The organism is Acinetobacter sp. ANC_7503, from assembly GCF_056780035.1.
Window position 1 is genome coordinate 101934 of record NZ_JBWYJA010000006.1, and the last position, 19521, is coordinate 121454.

The window sequence follows — 19521 nt, forward strand, 5'->3', positions numbered from 1 at the left end:
TGGAGAAAATGATGAATCTGTTGATGTGTCCTGTTTGTCGCGAGGCATTGGCGCTTGAGGGGAAAACATGGCGCTGCAAGAGTAATCATAGTTACGATATTGCAAAGCAAGGTTATGTGAATTTGCATGTCGTACAGCATAAACATAGTAAAAATCCAGGGGATACCCCTGAGTCTGTTCAAGCTAGACGGTCGTTTTTATCAGCGGGATTTTATGCGCCATTACAGCAAGCTGTCGTTGCTAAAATCCGAGAATTACGTATTGAAAATCTTTTAGATATTGGTTGCGGTGAAGGATATTACACCAATGCAATGGAAGCTGAAGCGATACAAGTTGTGGGGGTGGATATTGCTAAAACTGCAGTTCAGGTAGCAGCAAAATTAAATCAAAATGTCACTTGGGTTGTGGGTACGGGGGCTGTGTTGCCTGTTTTAAGCGAGACCATCGATTTATGTACCAGTTTATTTAGTCCTATTCCCGAGGCGGAAATATTACGTGTATTAAAATCATCGGGGTATTTAATGGTTGTTACCCCAGGTCCACAACATTTATATAAAATGCGAGAAGCACTATTTGAAGAAGTTAAGGCACATGAGCCACATAAATTTGTAGCACAGTTGAGCGAGCACTTTGAGTTAATTGATGAAAGCTTAATTCAGGCACCATTGGTGTTGAACCAAAATGACCTAAAGTGTCTTATCGCAATGACGCCATATGCTTATAAGGCCAAACCTGAACGGCGTGAGCAATTAGAGCAAGTTGAAAAATTTGAACTGAGTGCAGAGTTTCAGATCTATATTTTAAAAAAGAAAAGTTAAAAGAAGCCCTCTTTTAGAGGGCTTTATTTTGGTTATTGAACTTGATTAATCAAATTTTCGATTGAATCTCGTTTAACTTGTGGTGTTGAATTCATATCCGGTGGTGTCGACGACGTCGGCGTTAACGGTTGATCGTTATCTGGTAGATCATCAAAATCGCGATCATTCGTTGGTGCTACCACTGGAGCAGGGCGATAAATTGGACGAGCTAAAGGTGGAGTTTTATCTTTTTGCTCATGGTTTAATGTATGTACACGACCACGTTGTTCTCGAGTTAAAGGAGCTTTTGCATTTTTATCTAAACTTACCCAAGCATATGGTGTATTGGCAAGCGACTTCTCCATAAAGTCACTCCAAATTGGAAGAGCAGCGATACCCCCATATTCACGACGACCTAGCGTAGTCGGTTGGTCGAAACCTACCCATGAAACTGCGACTAGATTGCCGTTAAAGCCAGCGAACCAAGCATCTTTTGCATCATTGGTTGTTCCTGTTTTACCTCCTAAATCACCACGACCAATTTTTAATGCTGCGCGACCAGTACCATGCTGAATTACGTCTCGTAAAATATTCGCCATATCAAATGCTGAACTGGATTTTAAAATTCGATGTGCTTGACGATATTGGCTACGCTCTTCATCAGTTAAAGTGGGTTGCTTATCCTCTAAAGACTGATTGGTAACTTCAATAATTTCGTCGTCTGGTGTTGTTGCTTCAGCAGAGGTTGTATCTTGCTTCTGAGATTTAATACATGAAATACATGCGTATTCTGGATTGGCTTGATAAATCACTTTGCCGTAAGCATCCTCAATACGGCTAATGAAGTGAGGTTGCACGCGGAAACCGCCATTGGCAATTGCGGCATAGCCTGTTGCCATTTGAACAGGGAGTACTTGAGGTGTTCCTAATGCAATCGTGTAGTTACGTGGAATCTGATCATCCTGCAAACCAAAATCCATAAACAATTGGCGAGTACGTTCTAGACCGACTGTTTGTAAAAGGCGAACAGAGACAGTATTACGTGACAAATATAAAGCGCGACGTAATGGAATCATCCCCAAATAGCGCCCATCAGAATTGCGTGGTGACCATTTACCAATGGTAATGGGATTATCACTAACCATGGTATGCGGCGTCATACCTCGTTCAAGTGCAAGCGAGTAGACAAATGGTTTGATAATAGAGCCAGGTTGACGCCAACCTTGCAGTGCACGGTTAAATTTCGATTGATAAAAATTATATCCACCAACGATCGCGACAATTGAGCCATCATTTGGGTTAAGTGCAATTAACTGACCTTGTACACGAGGCACCTGTACCAAGGACCACATACTACGATTTTGATTTGGACGTAGACGAACAATATCTTTGACTTTTACAATTTGTGAGGCATTGCTCGGTGCACCACCCACACTATTGGCATTGCGATAGCGTCTCGCCCAAGACATGCCAGACCAAGGAACAGTGACTGATGAACCATCTTGTAAAGTTGCTTCAAAAGAATTACTTAAAACTTTAGTGACTTCAGCAGGATAGGTGTTTGCAAATGGTACAAAGTCTTTTAAGGGTTTGTCATGGGCTTCTGGGCCACGCCATCCATGACGACGGTCATAACTTTCTAAACCAACACGAACTGCTTCTTCGGCAAAGGCTTGACGATTGTAATCAATAGTGGTGTAAACCTTATATCCTGAATCGATCGCGAGATCGCCAAATTTTTTGACGAGTTCAGAACGAACCATTTCACCGACATAAGGGAATTTATTGTTAATACCGCGATCAGGCATGTCCAAAGCGATAGGCTCTGATACTGCATCTTCATATTCAATTTGACTAATATAACCCAACTGTAGCATACGACCTAAAATCCAATTGCGACGTTCTAACGCACGTTCAGGATTGGCCACAGGATTATACTTAGAGGGTGCTTTAGGTAATCCTGCAATCATTGCCATTTGGGCAATTGAAAGATCGTCTAAATTCTTGTTGTAATAAATTTTTGCTGCTGCAGCGATGCCATAAGCATTTTTACCGAGGAAAATTTTATTGACGTAGAGGGTAAGAATCTCTTCTTTAGATAATTTTTGTTCGATTTTACGTGCTAAGAAAATTTCGGTGAGTTTGCGCTTGAGAGTTCGTTCTGGTGTTAAATAATAGTTTTTAGCCACCTGCATGGTAATTGTAGAACCACCAGTTTGAATGTCAGAACCCGTGATCGATTCACTGACTGCACGTCCTAAACTTTTAAAACTAATACCGCTATGCTCAAAAAAAGAAGAGTCTTCTGCAGCTAAAAAAGCATGAATAAAATCTTGTGGGATTTGCTCATATTCAACTGGAACAGAAAGTTTGCCACCATATTCTGCGATTAATTGGTTATCTGCTGTATAAACTTGCAGCGGTTTTAATAATGGAGCCTTCTTAAAAGCAGTCATCTCTGGCAAAGATGGTGCAATATAGAGATACATTCCATAAAATCCCATTGGAATTGTGACTAAGATAATGATAATCAGCAAAAAAAAAGGGTGAATCTGTCCACAACAAGATAGCTTTTTCATAACAAGTAAGTTTTAATAGGTGCTAAAGGCAAACTAATAGAAGGTCAGTATAGCTTCTCATTTAACGGAATGTTAGTTGAGTTATTATATCCGCAAAAAAATTAGACCAAGTGTAGTTAGTTTGTATTGTGCTGTTGTTGGGGACAAAAAAATAATAGGAATTGCATTGTGCTTAGACTATATCGTAAGCCAAATAAGGGGTTAGTGGGGGTAGATGTTAGTTCGACCTCTGTTAAGCTATTAGAGCTATCAGTTAAAAACGGTCGCTATTGGGTTGAAAGTTACGGGTTAAGTCCATTGGTTGATGGAAGTGTTGTTGAAAAAAACATCCTCAATCAGGATAACGTGGCTGATGCTTTAGAGCGCGCGATTAATATTGCAAATCCGCAATCAACGAATGCTGCTTTTGCAGTGCCTACGTCTATGGTGATTCACAAGGTCATCGAGATGGATGCCGACATGAGCGATGATGAGCGTGAAGTTCAGATTCGTATGGATGCTGAGCAATATATCCCATTCCCACTTGACGAAGTCAGTTTAGACTTTGAAGTGCTTCCTGAGCGATTAAACAATCCAAACAGAGTGAACGTTCTACTCGTTGCGACACGTACTGAAAACGTGGACTCTCGTATTGAAGTATTGGATTTGGTCGGCCTTACCCCAAAAGTTGCCGATGTTGAAAGCTATGCACTGGAACGTAGTTTTGAAGTCTTTGCAGATACATTGCCGATTGGTGCAAATCTTGTTGGCGTTCTTGATATTGGTCATACCATGACGACTTTGTCAGTCATGCAAAATGGCAAAATTATTTACACGCGCGAACAAGTGTTTGGCGGTAAGCAATTGACTCAAGATGTGCAAAATCGTTATGGCTTATCTTATGATGAAGCTGGGCGTGCTAAAAAAGACAACACCTTACCAGATGACTTTGAAACAGAAGTTTTAATGCCATTCCTTGATGCAGTGATTCAACAAGCAGCGCGTTCATTACAGTTCTTTTTCTCTTCTTCTCAATTTAACGAGATTGATCATATTTTATTGGCGGGTGGTAATGCCAATATCCCAGGTCTTGCAAAAATGATGCAACAAAAATTGGGATATCGCGTCACTATAGCTAATCCATTTTTACAAATGGGCTTTTCTCCTCAAATCGACCTGAAAAAAATAGAAAATGATGCACCATCATTATTGGTGGCGTGTGGCTTGGCATTGAGGAGTTTTGATTAATGGCTAAAATTAATTTACTCCCTTGGCGCGAAGAGCTAAGAGAACAGCGAAAAAAGCAATTTGTTTATATCTGTATCGCAGTGGTATTACTTGCGATTTTATCGGTTTTAGCAGCGTGGTTCTTCTTGAATCATAAATTGCAAGACCAAGAACAAGCAAACCAACTTATTGTAAGCACCAATCAAAGTTTAGACGTTCAATTAAAATCCTTGGAAGGATTGCAAGAACGTCGAAATGCAGTGATTGAGCGGATGAAACTGATTCAAGGTCTTGAAGGTCAACGACCTGTTACTGTGCGTTTAGTAGATGAATTGGTACGTGTTGTTCCTGAAACAGTGTATCTGACGAAATTTACCCGTACTGGTAATAAATTTACCATCGAAGGTAAAGCTGAAAGTCCGAATGCGGTAGCAGAGTTATTACGTGGTTTAGAAGCTTCCCAGTGGTACCGAAATGCATTTATGAATTCATTCTTGGCTGCGCCAGAAGTGAAGGAAAAAGCACCAAGTTCGGTAATCCCTCGAGTTGAAGAGTCTTACGGTACATTTATCGTGACTGTCGACTTGGGTGCAATTGCTCAACCGACATCAGAGATGGACGCGAATAATGTGGGAGGTGCACCATGAGTCGTAATGATTTAAATGATTTTGATTCAGATGTCACTGTACCTAAAAAGAAGTCCATGACTGTTGAAAAGTTCTTTCAGCAATTTAATACTTTGGACTCCAATAACTACGGTAGTTGGCCACTGTCTGTAAAAATTACCTGTTGGATTTTTATTTTCCTATTTGTTTGTTCTATTGGTTACTTTTTGGTGATTAAACCAAAACTTGAATCTATTGATCTTGCTAAAGCACAAGAGGCAAATTTACTGACAGAGTTTAAAGAAAAGGATTCTAAGCTCCGTAATTTGCAGCAATACCAAGCACAGTTGCAACAAATGGAAATGAATTTCAATGAGCAATTACAACAATTGCCAAAAGAAACAGAAATTCCAAGTTTAGTTGAGGACATCAACTTAACAGGTGTGAATTCAGGACTCAAATTTAAAAATATCCGTCTCGAAAATGAAGTGGCTCAAGAATTCTTCATTGAGCAGCCAATTTCGATAGAAACGACAGGTGATTATCATTCATTTGGGCGTTTTGTGAGTGGAATTGCGTCTTTACCGCGTATCGTGACTTTGCATGATTTTGTGATTACAGCGACGCCAAGTACAGATAAAAAATCTGATATTCCACTGATCAATTATTCATTAAAAGCCAAAACATATCGTTATGTTGCATCGACTGAAGATACGGTAGGTTCAGCGGTTGTTCCACCAGCTGATATGCCAGCAGGAGGACAATAATGAAATCATTTAAGCTTTTGTGCGGATTAGTTATTGCAGCGACTATGGTGGGATGTGATTCGCGTATTGATGCGGTCAATCAAGAAATGGCGAATATTCGTAGCCAACCACCTTTACCGATAGAACCGGCACCTGTATTTAATCCAGTTCCAAATTTTCTTTACTCGGCGCATCAACTTCGAAGTCCATTCTTGCCAAACTCATTGGCAACAGAGCTAAGAATCATGTCGGGTAAACGTGTTTATCCTAATTTTAATCGTCAACCACAGCCTTTAGAAAGCTATGCATTGGAAACGTTAAACTTTAAAGGAAGTTTAAAACGTAACAATGGACAGATTCTCGCTTTGATTCAAACCCCTGATGGTGAGATTGAGCGTGTGCAACGTGGTAATTACATGGGGATGAACCAAGGGCGCATCGTGAAGATAACGCCGACTCAAATCGATCTGATTGAAATTGTTTCAGATGGTCGAGATGGTTATATCGAAAGACCAAGAAGCTTAGTGTTGCTTGGGCCTGTTGGTTAAGACGAGTTAAGGAATAACAATGAAAAAGAGTATGCAAAATTTTTGGGGTGGGGATCGACAGTATATGAACCGTTTTCTTCGTCAATTCGCTATGACCACTGTTTCTATAGCTGTTATGCAGGCAGCGGCGGCTAAAACTACGATGACCAATATTGTGCCTTTGCAGGTGCCAGGTCAAGGAACAGAAATCCGTGTCATGTTTAACGGATTACCTCCACAGCCACAGTCATATCAATTGGAAAATCCATCTCGACTCGTTTTGGATTTTATGCAGGCAGGTCAAACACTGGCGAATACTAAAATACCTGTGTCGACCACTGAAGCAAACTCAGTTGAAGTCATTTCTAATGATCAGCGTTCACGGTTAACTGTCAATTTAACGCAGAAAGGTAGCTACACGACACGTGTTGAAGGCAATACCTTTATTTTAAAAATAAATAATCCGAACTCTGCGAAAGTGGCAACACCAGCGGCGCCAGTGGTTACACAAGCCAAAGCAGCAGAACCAACGACTAAACCAAGTGTTTTAAAGCCAGTCATACGTCCTAATCTGACGAATAACGTTACACCTGTTGCGGCTACAGCTGTGGCAGAGACACCTGTAACGCCAACACCTGTGATTCCTGTTGCAGCACAGCAGGTATTGAAACCAACTGCACCAACGCCTACTGTGTTAAGACCTGCCGCTCCACCTACATCAGTGGTTAGTCAGCAAGTTTCAGCACCTGTACCACCTCCAGTAGTTCCTGTTTATCAGCAGCCTGTTGCGTATACACCGCCAGCACCTGTCGCTTATCAAGCAGTACAACAAGGACTGCAAGATATTGGTTTTGAGCGCGGTAGTGCAGGTGAGGGACAAGTTGTACTGAATTTAAAAACAGCAGATACACCAGTAGATGTACAACAGCAAGGTAGCAAAGTTGTGGTGCGTTTCCTCGGTAACAAAATTCCATCGCATTTGGTGCGCCGTTTAAACGTTAATGATTTTGCGACGCCTGTCTCTACAGTAGACGCTTATAATGATAAGTCGAATGGTGTAATTTCCATTCAGTCGAGTGGTAGCTTCGAATATATGGCTTATCAAACAGATGGTAAGTTAACGATCAGTCTAAAACGCCCAGAAGAGAAAAAAGGCTTAAGCAGCCAAAATCGTACACCTAAATATACAGGTAATAAGATTTCTCTCGACTTCCAAGACATTGAAGTGCGCCGCGTATTACAATTGTTGGCTGATTTTACCGGCATTAATATGGTGACTTCGGATTCAGTTCAAGGGAATATTACATTACGCTTAAAAGATGTGCCTTGGGATCAAGCGCTTGATATTGTAATGAAAACCAAGAACTTGGATAAGCGTCGCAACGGAAACGTGATTTGGATTGCACCTGTTCCAGAATTGATTAAAGCCGAAGAAGAAGAGGCGAAAGCCATTGCACAAAGTGTGAAATTGGCACCATTGCAAACCGAATATATTCAATTGAGCTATGCCAAAGTTGAAGATATTGAAAAGTTGATTACTGAAGGTCGTAACAGCCGTTCATCTAATGGTAATAATACAAATTCAACAACTGACCCATTGGGGGACAGTGTCGGGTCATTATTAAGTCCACGTGGTACAGTTTCAATTGATCCACGTACCAATACATTGATCATTAACGATACAGTTCAAAAAATTGATCAAATTCGCAAGATGATTGATTTATTGGATGTTTCTGTAAAACAAGTCATGATCGAAGCTCGTATTGTACGCGCGACAACAGATTTCACTAAAGAAATGGGTGTGAAATGGGGGGTAGTATCGAAAGGTGTTGCAACCAATAATGATCTTTTGGTTGGTGGTAGTGATCAAACGCTGTGGGATTTAAAATCACCAAGTGAGGATGGTCGTTATAATATTCAACGTCCTGATAACTTAAATGTGGATTTAGGTGTGGCTGGGGCTGCAGGTAAAATTGCATTTGGTTTAATCAATATGTCTGATTTTATGCTGGACCTTGAGTTGTCGGCACTACAAGCTGATGGCTACGGTGAAGTTATTTCTACCCCAAAAGTTCTCACTGCTGATAAGCAACAAGCGAAAGTTGCTTCAGGTCAGGAAATCCCTTACCAAACCACTGAAACTGCAGGTGGTGCTGCAACGGCGACGACTTCCTTTAAAGAAGCGTTGTTAAGCTTAGAGGTAACACCAAGTATTACGCCTGATGGTAAAATTCAAATGAAATTGAACATTACCAGTGATTCACCAGCAGGTTATGCACAGAATGGGGAAATCATTTTGAATAAAAATCAAATTGATACCAATGTGCTTGTGAATAACGGTGAAACTGTGGTGCTAGGTGGTATTTTCGAGCAAGAAACGATTTTTAACCAAACCAAGGTGCCTTTCTTTGGTGATATTCCTGCTGTTGGTCGTCTATTCCGTAAAGACAGTAAAACAGAGAATAAGCGTGAGTTATTAATCTTTGTGACACCAAGAATTGTTAATGACAGGCAAACTAGAAACAATTAATATAGTTTCAATGAAAGCAATTCAATAGGTGACTCCTTGCCAAGCAAAGAGTTTGAAACCCTACCGAATATTTATTTGGTAGGGCCCATGGGAGCTGGTAAAACAACCGTTGGTCGACATCTTGCAGATTTACTTCATCGAGAGTTTCTTGATAGTGATCATGAGATAGAAAGAAAAACTGGGGCGACCATCCCATGGATTTTTGAGAAAGAGGGTGAACAGGGATTCAGACATCGTGAATCACTGGTAATTGATGATTTAACATCAAAACAAAATTTAGTTGTTGCGACGGGTGGCGGTGCAGTTACTCAGTCGATTAATCGATCTTATCTAAAAGATCGAGGTATTGTGATTTATCTTTATACTCCCGTAGAAATACAACTTCAAAGAACCTACCGTGATAAAAATCGACCTTTATTACAAGTCGAAAATCCTGAACAGAAATTACGTGAATTATTGAATATTCGTGATCCGCTGTATCGCGAAGTTGCACATCATATTATTGAAACGAATCAAGGTGCTGCGCGTGATTTGGCACAACGTATTCTTAATGTGATTGTCGCAAAAGAATTGAATTAAATTTGTTTTATTGGCTTATAACATCATGCAAACCTTATTCGTTGAACTCGGTGAACGCCGTTATCCTATTTTCATTGGTAGTGATTTAGATCCGCAACAATTACTTGAACCCTATATTCATGGGCAACAGGTCATGATTGTCACCAATGAAACGGTTAAACCGTTGTATTTAAATCACTATGTATCAGCTGTGGAAGGTTTAGGTAAAAAAGTTGAGACATGTGTTCTACCTGATGGTGAATGTTATAAAAATATTGAACATTTGAATTTAATTTTTGATGCCTTGCTTGAGTCAGGATTTAACCGAGATTGTACAGTGCTTGCCTTGGGTGGAGGGGTGATTGGTGACATGGCTGGATTTGCATCAGCTTGTTTCCAACGCGGAGTGTATTTTATTCAAGTCCCGACTACGCTGCTATCGCAAGTCGATTCGAGCGTTGGCGGTAAAACTGGAATCAACCACTCATTAGGCAAAAACATGATTGGCGCATTCCAGCAGCCACAGGTCGTACTTGCGGATATGGCGCAACTTAAAACATTGCCTGAGCGTGAGTTATCAGCAGGTTTGGCTGAAGTCATTAAGTATGCCCTATTAGGAGATGTTGATTTTCTTGCATGGCTTGAGGAAAACATGGATGGTCTCGTTGCACAACATCCAGAATTACTTGCTGAAGCAGTGTACCGCTCTTGTGCACACAAAGCGCGAATTGTGGCCAATGACGAGAAAGAACAGGGTGAGCGTGCATTACTGAATTTAGGTCATACCTTTGGACATGCGATTGAATCTTATCTGGGATATGGTGAGTGGTTACATGGTGAGGCTGTGGCGACGGGAATGGTGATGGCGGCAGATTTATCTTATTTAATGGGGTGGATCACAGAAGCTGACCTTGAACGTACAAAAATTATCATTCAACGTGCGAAATTACCGATAAAATGTCCTCAAATTCCACTTGATGAATTTTTGGCATATATGTCTCATGACAAAAAAGTCCTGAATGGTCAATTACGTTTAGTGCTCTTGAAGTCGCTAGGGCAAGCAGTAATTACCAAAGAGTTTGATGTGGAATTAATGAAACAAGCGATTTTACGTAATCAAGCATAATCTTAGGTTTTCTCATGACGGTACGCCACTCATCCCCACGCACAGCGCAACAATATATTTGGTTGATCGGTGGCATACTGTTTTTAGTCGCATCTTTTGTATTCTGGATTTTGACTGATAGCAAAGAGTTGGTTACTCAGTCTAAGCAAATTGAAGAAACTCAAGTCCAGATTCAACCTGAAAAGGTGGCAGCAACAAATTATTTGGGCGGGCTGACTGATCAAGTGCGACCTTTGGAATTAACTGCGCGTAAAGTGGCTTCAGGAAACCATTTGCCTGAATTTAGAGGCACAAAGTTTATTCAAGACAATAAAAATAATTATTTTATCGAACTATTTCGCGTTACCAATGAAGATGTAATTAAAAGTTTTCTTAATAAGCAAACTGATCGTAAACCATACATTTATTTTCGTTTGAGTGGTGAGGATCAAGTTGAACAGTACATTTTGGGTTATGGGCTGTTTATGGGGGAAGGTGCTGCCAAGACAACTTTAAATGGATTGGATTTAAAGTTACCACCTTCTGTAGCGCCTAAAGTTGCTGGCTTTAATCAGTTTGTGGGTCAAGTCAATGACATGGGTTCTGAAGAACTAACAACTGCAAAATTATACGAAATTAAATTACGACCTGCAGCGGTACCATTGATTGATGAGTCATTGCTGGTTCGTCCTAAGCCAACCCCTGTGGTTGATCCTGCTAAGGCAACAACCAATGTGACTATTACAAGAAAAGATCAGTCAGGAAATGTGGTTGATGTGAGACGTTCGCAATCGAATGTTGACCCTATTTCGAGCGATAATTCAAAGAATAATACGGATAAGCGGAATCAAGAGGCTCAAATTAGTGATCCATTTAATTAAAATGTTATAAAATGGCGCAAAATTAAACGAAAGCATAATAAATTTGCACATCATTGGTGCGATAAAGTGGTTCTAATTTGGTGCCTTTTCGGTTAATAATGACAAAATAATTGAAATAAAACGCTTGCACGGAATAAATAAATATTGGCATAGATTTTGCTTTATTGGTGCACTGATTAAGTAAATTGTCCCTATTTTGGAGCGAAGACCTTAATTTAGTGTGCGATTTAGTCAAATTGATCTGCTTTAAATGAGTGCAAATCGTCTCGTACATTTGTGAAATTAAATCAGAAAAGACGTTCAATAACGAAAGACATACAGAATCATGTCTTTGTTTTATAAAGAAATCGTATTTGAAGAATAGATAAGTTTTGCCCAATGAGGGCCATGTTGATGAAGGGTACGCTATGCACATGCCATCGCCTAATACTGTAGCTCCCGCTAAAGGTCTATACCAACCGGATGAGTTTAAAGATAACTGTGGTTTCGGATTAATCGCCCATATGCAAGGTGATGCGAGTCATGACTTGGTCAAGACCGCGATTCATAGTTTAAGTTGTATGACGCACCGCGGTGGTATTGCTGCAGATGGTAAGACGGGTGATGGATGTGGTCTACTGTTGGCTATGCCTAAGCAATTCTTCCGTGAAGAAGCAAAACATTTAAGTGATATTACACTCAGTGAAATTTTTGCAGTAGGTACAGTTTTTCTTAGCCTAGATCCTGCAATTGCTGCACATGCAAAACAAGTGCTGACTAAAGAAATTGAATCAGAAGGTTTGCGTGTAATTGCATGGCGCTTAGTGCCAACCAATAATGAAGCATTAGGCTCAATTGCGATGCAGTCTTTGCCAGCATTTGAACAAGTAATTGTTAACTGTCCAATGGGTGTTGAAGAAGTTGAGTTTAACCGTAAGTTATTCTTGGCTCGACGTCGTGCTGAACAAAAATTAAGTCAAGATAGTTCATTCTACGTTACAACACTTTGTTCAACTGTGATCTCTTATAAAGGCTTAATGATGCCTGAAGCGATTGCAGATTTTTATACAGATTTGGCTGATCCACGTTTGGAATCACACATTGTAGTGTTCCATCAGCGTTTCTCAACCAATACATTGCCACGTTGGCCATTGGCACAACCTTTCCGTTACTTAGCGCACAATGGTGAAATTAATACCATTACAGCAAACCGTAACTGGGCGATGGCACGTACACCAAAGTTTGAAAACCCGCTCTTACCTGGTTTAACTGAGCTCAACCCAATCGTAAACCGTACTGGCTCTGACTCTTCAAGTTTAGACAACATGCTCGAGATCTTGGTTGGTGGAGGTATGGATTTATTCCGTGCACTACGCATGCTCGTTCCACCAGCATGGCAAAACGTTGAAACTTTAGATGCTGATTTACGTGCATTCTATGAGTTCAACTCTAAACATATGGAAGCATGGGACGGGCCAGCAGGTCTTGTGATTCAAGATGGTCGTCATGCGATTTGTATGCTTGACCGTAATGGCTTACGTCCTGCACGTTGGGTAATTACTAAAAATGGTTACATCACACTTGCATCAGAAATTGGTGTCTGGGGTTATGAACCAGAAGATGTGGTCTCTAAAGGTCGTGTTGGACCAGGTCAGATCTTAGTCATTGACACTTTCACTGGTAAATTGCTGGATACTAAAGACGTCAGTAATCATCTGAAAAAAATGCGTCCTTATCGTCAATGGTTGCGTGAAAATTCAGTGCGTATCCAAGGCAGCCCTGAGTTAGAAGAATATCTATGTGATCAAGGCTTAAAAGGCGATGCTTTAAAAGCAGCGCAAAAAATGTTTATGGTGACATTTGAAGAGCGAGATCAGTTATTACGTCCAATCGCTGAAAGTGGTCAAGAAGCAGTAGGTTCGATGGGCGATGATACGCCGATGGCAGTATTGTCTCGTCAAGTACGCCATGTAACAGATTACTTCCGTCAACAGTTTGCTCAAGTAACTAACCCACCAATCGATCCATTACGTGAATCGATCGTAATGTCTTTAGAAACATGTTTGGGTCGTGAACAAAATGTATTTGAACAAGGTCCAGAGCATGCGGATCGATTAATTATTTCAAGTCCTGTACTGTCAAACTCTAAAATGCATCAAATTCGCACTTTAGGTCGTAAGGGCTATGAGATTACAGATATTGATCTAAACTATGCAGAGACTGAAGGTCTAGAAGCCGCGATTACACGTATTTGTGAAGAAGCAGCGCAAGCAATTCGTGATGGCAAAACCCTATTGGTGATTTCCGATAAGAAAATCCGTGAAGGGTTCTTACCAGCCAATGCAGCGATGGTAACGGGTGCTATCCACCATTACCTCATCCATGCAGGTTTACGTACAGATGCAAACATTATTGTTGAAACAGCTTTAGCGCGTGATCCACACCAGTTTGCCGTAATGCTTGGCTTTGGCGCAACAGCAATTTACCCATATCTTGCATATGACGTCATTAATGATTTAATTGCGAAAGGTGAGTTGTTAGGTGATCCGATTCATGCACAAGCGAATTTCCGTAAAGGGATTGAAAAAGGATTGCTGAAAGTCCTTTCAAAAATGGGTATTTCGACTGTTGCTTCATATCGTGGTGGGCAGTTATTTGAAGCTGTCGGTTTATCTGAAGAAGTTGTTAATAAATGCTTCACAGGTGTTCCAAGCCGTATTAAAGGTGCTACTTTTGCTGATCTTGAAAATGATTTGAAAAAATTAGCAGAAACCGCTTGGAAATCACGTAAGCCAATTGAGCAAGGTGGTTTGCTGAAATTTGTATTTGATAAGGAATATCACGCTTTTAATCCTGATGTAATTAATGCTCTACATAAATCTGTACGTTCTGGGAAATATGAAGATTTCAAAGAATATGCTGAGCTTGTAAATAATCGTCCAGTGGCAACCATTCGTGATTTATTTAAACTCAAAACAGAAAATTCAATTCCACTGGATCAAGTTGAATCTGTAGAAGCGATTCTTCCGCGTTTTGACTCTGCAGGGATGTCTTTAGGGGCATTATCACCAGAAGCACATGAAGCGATTGCCATTGCAATGAATACAATTGGTGGTCGTTCGAACTCAGGTGAGGGTGGTGAAGATCCAGCGCGTTACGGCACAATCCGGAACTCAAAAATCAAACAAATCGCATCAGGTCGTTTTGGTGTAACGCCTGCTTACTTAACTTCTGCAGAAGTACTGCAAATTAAAGTGGCACAAGGTGCAAAACCGGGTGAAGGTGGTCAGTTGCCAGGTGGTAAAGTGAATGGCTTAATTGCACGTTTACGCTATTCTGTACCGGGTGTGACATTAATTTCTCCACCACCGCACCACGATATTTATTCAATCGAAGATTTATCGCAGTTAATTTTTGATTTAAAACAAGTTAACCCTCAAGCGATGGTCTCTGTAAAACTGGTATCTGAGCCAGGTGTGGGTACGATTGCTGCGGGTGTTGCAAAAGCCTATGCTGACTTTATTACCATCTCTGGTTATGACGGTGGTACAGCAGCATCGCCATTGTCTTCGATTCATCATGCGGGTTCGCCATGGGAGCTTGGTCTTTCTGAAGCGCATCAAGCCCTTCGTGTAAATGATTTGCGTGGTAAAGTTCGCGTTCAAACGGATGGTGGTTTAAAAACGGGTCTAGATGTCGTGAAAGCAGCTATTTTAGGTGCGGAAAGCTTCGGTTTTGGTTCTACACCAATGATTGCGTTGGGTTGTAAATACCTCCGTATCTGCCACTTAAATAACTGTGCGACTGGTGTAGCGACTCAGCAAGATCATTTGCGTCAAGAGCACTATATCGGTGAACCACAAATGCTCATTAACTTCTTCACCTTTATTGCTGAAGAAACACGTGAGTGGTTGGCTGCATTAGGTGTATCAAGTTTGAAAGACTTGATTGGTCGTACCGATTTACTAGAAATGCTACCTGGTGAAACAGATAAGCATGCTCACCTAGATTTAAGTGCTTTACTTGAATCACATCCAGCTGCTGAAGGCAAAGCTCAATATTGCGAAGTCGAAGGAAATGCACCATTTGATAAAGGTGTTTTGGCTGAGTCTATGATCGCAGAAATATTGCCTGCGATTGAAGCTGGTACAGGTGGTGAATACAGTTTTAGCATTGGTAACTGTGACCGTTCTATTGGGGCACGTGTTTCAGGTGAGATCGCTCGTCGCTATGGTAACTTAAGTATGGAAGCACACCCTGTTAAAGTGAATTTGACAGGTACTGCTGGACAATCACTTGGTGTATGGAATGCGGGTGGCCTGCATATCAAGCTTGAGGGTGATGCGAATGACTATGTGGGTAAAGGTATGGCGGGTGGTCGTATCTCAATTTTCCCACCGAAGGGTTCTCCATTCCAAACACAAGAAACAGCGATCATTGGTAACACATGTTTATATGGTGCAACAGGCGGTAAATTATTTGCTGCAGGTACAGCTGGTGAACGTTTTGCTGTTCGTAACTCAGGTGCGTTCGCGGTGATTGAGGGTGCTGGAGATCACTGTTGTGAATACATGACAGGTGGTATTGTGACGGTACTGGGTAAAGTTGGTCATAACTTCGGTGCAGGTATGACAGGTGGTTTTGCTTATGTACTTGATTTAGATAATGACTTTGTTGATCATTATAACCACGAGTTGATCGAGCTTAATCGTATTTCGACCGAATCAATGGAAGAACATAAAGAGTTCTTAAGCCGCATTTTAGATGAGCATATTAAGGAAACTGGTAGTGCTTGGGCGTACAAGATCCGTAACGAGTTTGATTTCTACAGCCGTAAATTCTGGTTGGTGAAACCAAAAGCTGCAAACTTGCAGACTTTATTAAAAACAACTCAAGCTGATCCTCAATAATTCCACTACTGCAGATATATAGGCAGATGCAGCTGAACTAACAATAGACTGCATTTACCCACGGAGAGAGACATGGCAGAACGCCTTAATAATGACTTTCAATTCCTGGATGTCGCACGCCAAGATCCAGAGAAAAAAGATCTCAACGTCCGCAAAGCTGAGTTTGTGGAAATTTATAAACCCTTTACAGCTGAAGTTGCGAAAAACCAAACACATCGCTGTTTAGGTTGTGGTAACCCTTACTGTGAATGGAAATGTCCAGTACATAACTATATTCCAAACTGGTTAAAACTGATTGCTGAAGGTCGTATTTTTCAAGCAGCAGAGCTTTGCCACCAAACCAATACTCTACCGGAGGTGTGTGGTCGAGTTTGTCCTCAAGACCGTTTGTGTGAAGGTGCATGTACACTAAATGATGGGTTTGGTGCGGTGACCATTGGAAATGCTGAAAAGTATATTAATGATACGGCATTTGCATTAGGCTGGCGTCCTGACATGTCTCATGTCAAATGGACAGATAAAAAAGTCGCGATTATTGGTGCAGGCCCTGCAGGTCTAGGTTGTGCGGACATTTTGGTGCGCAATGGTGTTAAACCTGTCGTATTTGATAAGCGCCCAGAAATTGGTGGTTTGCTGACCTTTGGTATTCCTGAATTTAAGATGGAAAAGGACGTGATGAAACGTCGTCGTGAAATCTTTACAGGCATGGGGATTGAATTTCGTTTAAATACAGAAATTGGCACAGACATCACTATTGATCAATTGCTTGCTGATTATGACGCTGTCTTCATGGGTATGGGAACATACACATACATGAAAGGTGGTTTCGCAGGTGAAGATTTGGAAGGTGTTTATGATGCGCTTGATTTCTTAATTGCCAATGTGAATCGTTGCCAAGGTTGGGAGAAAGATCCTTCAGAATTTATCAGTGTGGAAGGTAAGAAAGTTATTGTACTCGGTGGCGGTGATACTGCTATGGACTGTAACCGTACTTCAATCCGCCAAGGTGCAACATCTGTCACTTGTGCATACCGCCGCGATGAAGAAAACATGCCAGGTTCACGCCGTGAAGTTAAAAATGCGCGAGAAGAAGGTGTTGAATTTCAGTTCAATCGTCAGCCGATCGAAATCGTGGGTGAGAATGGAAAGGTCACAGGTGTTAAATTTGTGACGACTCAACTCAGTGAGCCTGATAGTCGTGGTCGTCGCAGTCCTGAACCGATCCCAGGTTCAGAGGAAATCTTACCTGCTGATGCAGTGCTGTTGGCCTTTGGTTTCCGTACAAGCCCTGCAGAATGGTTTAATGATGTAAGTATTAATTTAGATGGTTCAGGTCGTGTCGTTGCTCCTGAGCATCAACAATACAAGTTCCAAACTTCTAATCCGAAAATCTTTGCCGGTGGAGATATGGTGCGTGGTTCTGACTTGGTCGTAACTGCGATTTGGGAAGGACGTCAGGCTGCTGAAGGTATTTTAGATTATCTTGATGTTTAAACGAAAACATGCCTTACAAAAAATCCTACTTCGGTAGGATTTTTCATTTATATGCATGACTTGTTTGACAATCTCTTGTTGAATATTCAAAAGTATCCAATTCAAGAACTATCTTAAGAATCATGTAATTAAATTAAAAAAGAGAATGGAGTTGTAATTTAATTTGCGACTTTATTGGCAAAAAATATAATTTATTTGTCTGTGTGGTTATTTTTGCAATATTAAATCTGATTTATTCTGACAGTATGAATAAGAAATGCTATATCCATATAGGCTCTAAAATGACAACTACACAAATCGCCAAAGATAAATCTTATTTAAATCGTCCAAAAGCGATTGGGATTACCGTACGACGTTTAAATTATAATCCTAAAGCCATACGACGCCATTTTTTCGCGAATTCTCCTGTCATGTCACACTTGTTAACGGCACTTTCTTCTACCTTTCCAATTGGTGAACAATTCTTTGTTCATAGTGTTCGTAATGTACGAGATAAAGTGAAAGATGAAAAATTACAAGCGCAGATTGCAGCATTTATTGGTCAAGAAGCGATGCATTCAAAAGCACATGCGGAATTTAATGACGCTTGGCGCCGTGATGATTATCAACTTGACAACTTTCAAGCATGGTTAGCGCGACGCGATGAATTTATTCGTACTACCCATCCAAAATTGCAGTTAGCAATTACCTGTGCTTTTGAGCATTTTACAGCGTTATTGGGTGGTTATATTCTTCGTCATCCTGAAGTCCTGTCGACCTTAGATGAAGATGCAACTAAGCTTTGGGTGTGGCATGCTATTGAAGAAATTGAACATCGAGCAGTTGCATTTGATGTCTATCAAGCGGTATACAAAGATACCAAAGTGCGCCGCAATATTATGCGTAGCGTAACCACAGGTTTCGCGAGTCTTACATTTTATTCAGCGACTCGATTATTTTGGCAAGATCGTCGAAAAAGCTTACCGAAGGTCAGTGGAAACTTATATGGTATTTACCTGATTTCTAAAATGATGATCGAGCTAATTCCAGAATATTTATCATATTACAAAGAAGATTTTCATCCTTCTGAAATTGACTATACGGATATCGTGAATCATTGGAAGGCAAAATTAGCTGAAGAATATCAAGTGGAAGGCTTCCAAGAGCATCCCCAACCTGTACTATATAGCTAACAAAAAAAAACCTAGCGAAAGCTAGGTTTTTTTATTACTTAGATGAGTCTTGATTAAACTGACGCATTCTTCTTTGGCGCTGCCAAGGGAGAGGGCGGTCTAGTGCTTCGGGGACATCGCCTGATGTAGAGCGTAAACGTAAATGTAATGCAGCTTGTGCAATTAAATTTGCCGATACAGGCGCCGTAATAAAGGCAAGTAATGTAATCAGTAGTTCAGCAAACCCAAAGCGACTATGAAAAGCTGAATAAATCATAGCTGCTATTAAAAAACTACCTAAGCCTAGTGTGCTCGACTTTGTAGGGGCATGCAGACGCATGAACAGATCGGGTAACTTTACGATTCCAATTCCACCTACAAGGGTAAAGAAGGCACCCGTAAGAAGGAAGAATGAAACTAAGATTTCCATGATGAGCTGAGTATTCATATTGT

13 protein-coding genes and 2 pseudogenes are annotated in these 19521 nt (G+C 40.8%); 13 read left to right on the forward strand and 2 right to left on the reverse strand.

What is annotated here, in order from left to right:
- Positions 1-11: 11 nt before the first annotated feature.
- On the forward strand, positions 12-818 hold the full coding sequence (locus tag AC1M9M_RS08485; protein WP_180028177.1) for a putative RNA methyltransferase: 807 nt from the start codon (positions 12-14) through the stop codon (positions 816-818).
- A 32-nt stretch (positions 819-850) separates the two neighbouring features.
- Here AC1M9M_RS08485 and ponA read toward each other — a convergent pair whose 3' ends face one another.
- The gene (ponA, locus tag AC1M9M_RS08490; RefSeq protein ID WP_481596116.1) at positions 851-3376 is read right to left on the reverse strand and encodes a penicillin-binding protein PBP1a; all 2526 of its coding nucleotides are present in this window, start codon (positions 3374-3376) and stop codon (positions 851-853) included.
- A 168-nt stretch (positions 3377-3544) separates the two neighbouring features.
- Here ponA and AC1M9M_RS08495 point away from each other — a divergent pair, with 168 nt between their 5' ends.
- The 12 genes and pseudogenes from AC1M9M_RS08495 to AC1M9M_RS08550 all read left to right on the forward strand — a co-directional run bounded on the left by AC1M9M_RS08495 (position 3545) and on the right by AC1M9M_RS08550 (position 19089).
- A complete protein-coding gene (locus AC1M9M_RS08495) occupies positions 3545-4603 on the forward strand; it encodes a pilus assembly protein PilM (protein ID WP_035263966.1) in 1059 nt (352 codons plus the stop codon).
- Positions 4603-5229 carry a PilN domain-containing protein gene (locus AC1M9M_RS08500; RefSeq protein ID WP_035263969.1) on the forward strand — a complete coding sequence of 209 codons (627 nt, stop codon included), beginning with the start codon at positions 4603-4605 and terminating at the stop codon, positions 5227-5229. Before AC1M9M_RS08495 ends, AC1M9M_RS08500 begins: the two co-directional genes overlap by 1 nt.
- Positions 5226-5954, forward strand: a complete 729-nt coding sequence (locus AC1M9M_RS08505) for a type IV pilus inner membrane component PilO (RefSeq protein ID WP_481596117.1) — start codon at positions 5226-5228, stop codon at positions 5952-5954. The genes AC1M9M_RS08500 and AC1M9M_RS08505 overlap by 4 nt, the downstream gene beginning before the upstream one ends.
- Positions 5954-6481, forward strand: coding sequence for a pilus assembly protein PilP (locus AC1M9M_RS08510; protein WP_035263973.1), 528 nt, complete (start codon positions 5954-5956; stop codon positions 6479-6481). The genes AC1M9M_RS08505 and AC1M9M_RS08510 overlap by 1 nt, the downstream gene beginning before the upstream one ends.
- A gap of 196 nt (positions 6482-6677) precedes the next feature.
- Positions 6678-6899 (forward strand): annotated as a pseudogene (locus AC1M9M_RS08515) (AMIN domain-containing protein); the annotation flags it as partial.
- A gap of 360 nt (positions 6900-7259) precedes the next feature.
- Positions 7260-8990, forward strand: a pseudogene (locus AC1M9M_RS08520) (type IV pilus secretin PilQ); the annotation flags it as partial.
- A 36-nt stretch (positions 8991-9026) separates the two neighbouring features.
- Positions 9027-9569: a shikimate kinase AroK gene (gene aroK / locus AC1M9M_RS08525; RefSeq protein ID WP_035263975.1), complete on the forward strand. Its 543-nt coding sequence runs from the start codon at positions 9027-9029 to the stop codon at positions 9567-9569.
- Positions 9570-9594: 25 nt separating this feature from the next.
- Positions 9595-10674 carry a 3-dehydroquinate synthase gene (aroB, locus tag AC1M9M_RS08530; RefSeq protein ID WP_481596118.1) on the forward strand — a complete coding sequence of 360 codons (1080 nt, stop codon included), beginning with the start codon at positions 9595-9597 and terminating at the stop codon, positions 10672-10674.
- A gap of 14 nt (positions 10675-10688) precedes the next feature.
- The gene (locus AC1M9M_RS08535; protein ID WP_481596119.1) at positions 10689-11534 is read left to right on the forward strand and encodes a hypothetical protein; all 846 of its coding nucleotides are present in this window, start codon (positions 10689-10691) and stop codon (positions 11532-11534) included.
- 413 nt (positions 11535-11947) lie between these two features.
- The gene (gene gltB, locus AC1M9M_RS08540) at positions 11948-16423 is read left to right on the forward strand and encodes a glutamate synthase large subunit (protein ID WP_481596120.1); all 4476 of its coding nucleotides are present in this window, start codon (positions 11948-11950) and stop codon (positions 16421-16423) included.
- Positions 16424-16495: 72 nt separating this feature from the next.
- The gene (locus tag AC1M9M_RS08545; protein WP_035263992.1) at positions 16496-17917 is read left to right on the forward strand and encodes an FAD-dependent oxidoreductase; all 1422 of its coding nucleotides are present in this window, start codon (positions 16496-16498) and stop codon (positions 17915-17917) included.
- Between the two features lie 281 nt (positions 17918-18198).
- Complete coding sequence (locus AC1M9M_RS08550; RefSeq protein ID WP_481589148.1) at positions 18199-19089, forward strand: metal-dependent hydrolase; 891 nt, start codon at positions 18199-18201, stop codon at positions 19087-19089.
- Between the two features lie 34 nt (positions 19090-19123).
- On the opposite strand, the gene AC1M9M_RS08555 is transcribed toward AC1M9M_RS08550, so the two are convergent.
- On the reverse strand, positions 19124-19516 hold the full coding sequence (locus AC1M9M_RS08555) for a Na+/H+ antiporter subunit G (protein ID WP_481596121.1): 393 nt from the start codon (positions 19514-19516) through the stop codon (positions 19124-19126).
- Positions 19517-19521: the final 5 nt, after the last annotated feature.

What these genes read in the sequence shown, in the direction of transcription:
- AC1M9M_RS08485 (WP_180028177.1), top strand. Translation starts at nt 12, where the DNA reads ATGAATCTGTTGATGTGTCCTGTTTGTCGCGAGGCATTGGCGCTTGAG.
- ponA (WP_481596116.1), bottom strand. Translation starts at nt 3,376, where the DNA reads ATGAAAAAGCTATCTTGTTGTGGACAGATTCACCCTTTTTTTTTGCTG.
- AC1M9M_RS08500 (WP_035263969.1), top strand. Translation starts at nt 4,603, where the DNA reads ATGGCTAAAATTAATTTACTCCCTTGGCGCGAAGAGCTAAGAGAACAG.
- AC1M9M_RS08505 (WP_481596117.1), top strand. Translation starts at nt 5,226, where the DNA reads ATGAGTCGTAATGATTTAAATGATTTTGATTCAGATGTCACTGTACCT.
- AC1M9M_RS08510 (WP_035263973.1), top strand. Translation starts at nt 5,954, where the DNA reads ATGAAATCATTTAAGCTTTTGTGCGGATTAGTTATTGCAGCGACTATG.
- aroB (WP_481596118.1), top strand. Translation starts at nt 9,595, where the DNA reads ATGCAAACCTTATTCGTTGAACTCGGTGAACGCCGTTATCCTATTTTC.
- AC1M9M_RS08535 (WP_481596119.1), top strand. Translation starts at nt 10,689, where the DNA reads ATGACGGTACGCCACTCATCCCCACGCACAGCGCAACAATATATTTGG.
- gltB (WP_481596120.1), top strand. Translation starts at nt 11,948, where the DNA reads ATGCCATCGCCTAATACTGTAGCTCCCGCTAAAGGTCTATACCAACCG.
- AC1M9M_RS08545 (WP_035263992.1), top strand. Translation starts at nt 16,496, where the DNA reads ATGGCAGAACGCCTTAATAATGACTTTCAATTCCTGGATGTCGCACGC.
- AC1M9M_RS08550 (WP_481589148.1), top strand. Translation starts at nt 18,199, where the DNA reads ATGACAACTACACAAATCGCCAAAGATAAATCTTATTTAAATCGTCCA.
- AC1M9M_RS08555 (WP_481596121.1), bottom strand. Translation starts at nt 19,516, where the DNA reads ATGAATACTCAGCTCATCATGGAAATCTTAGTTTCATTCTTCCTTCTT.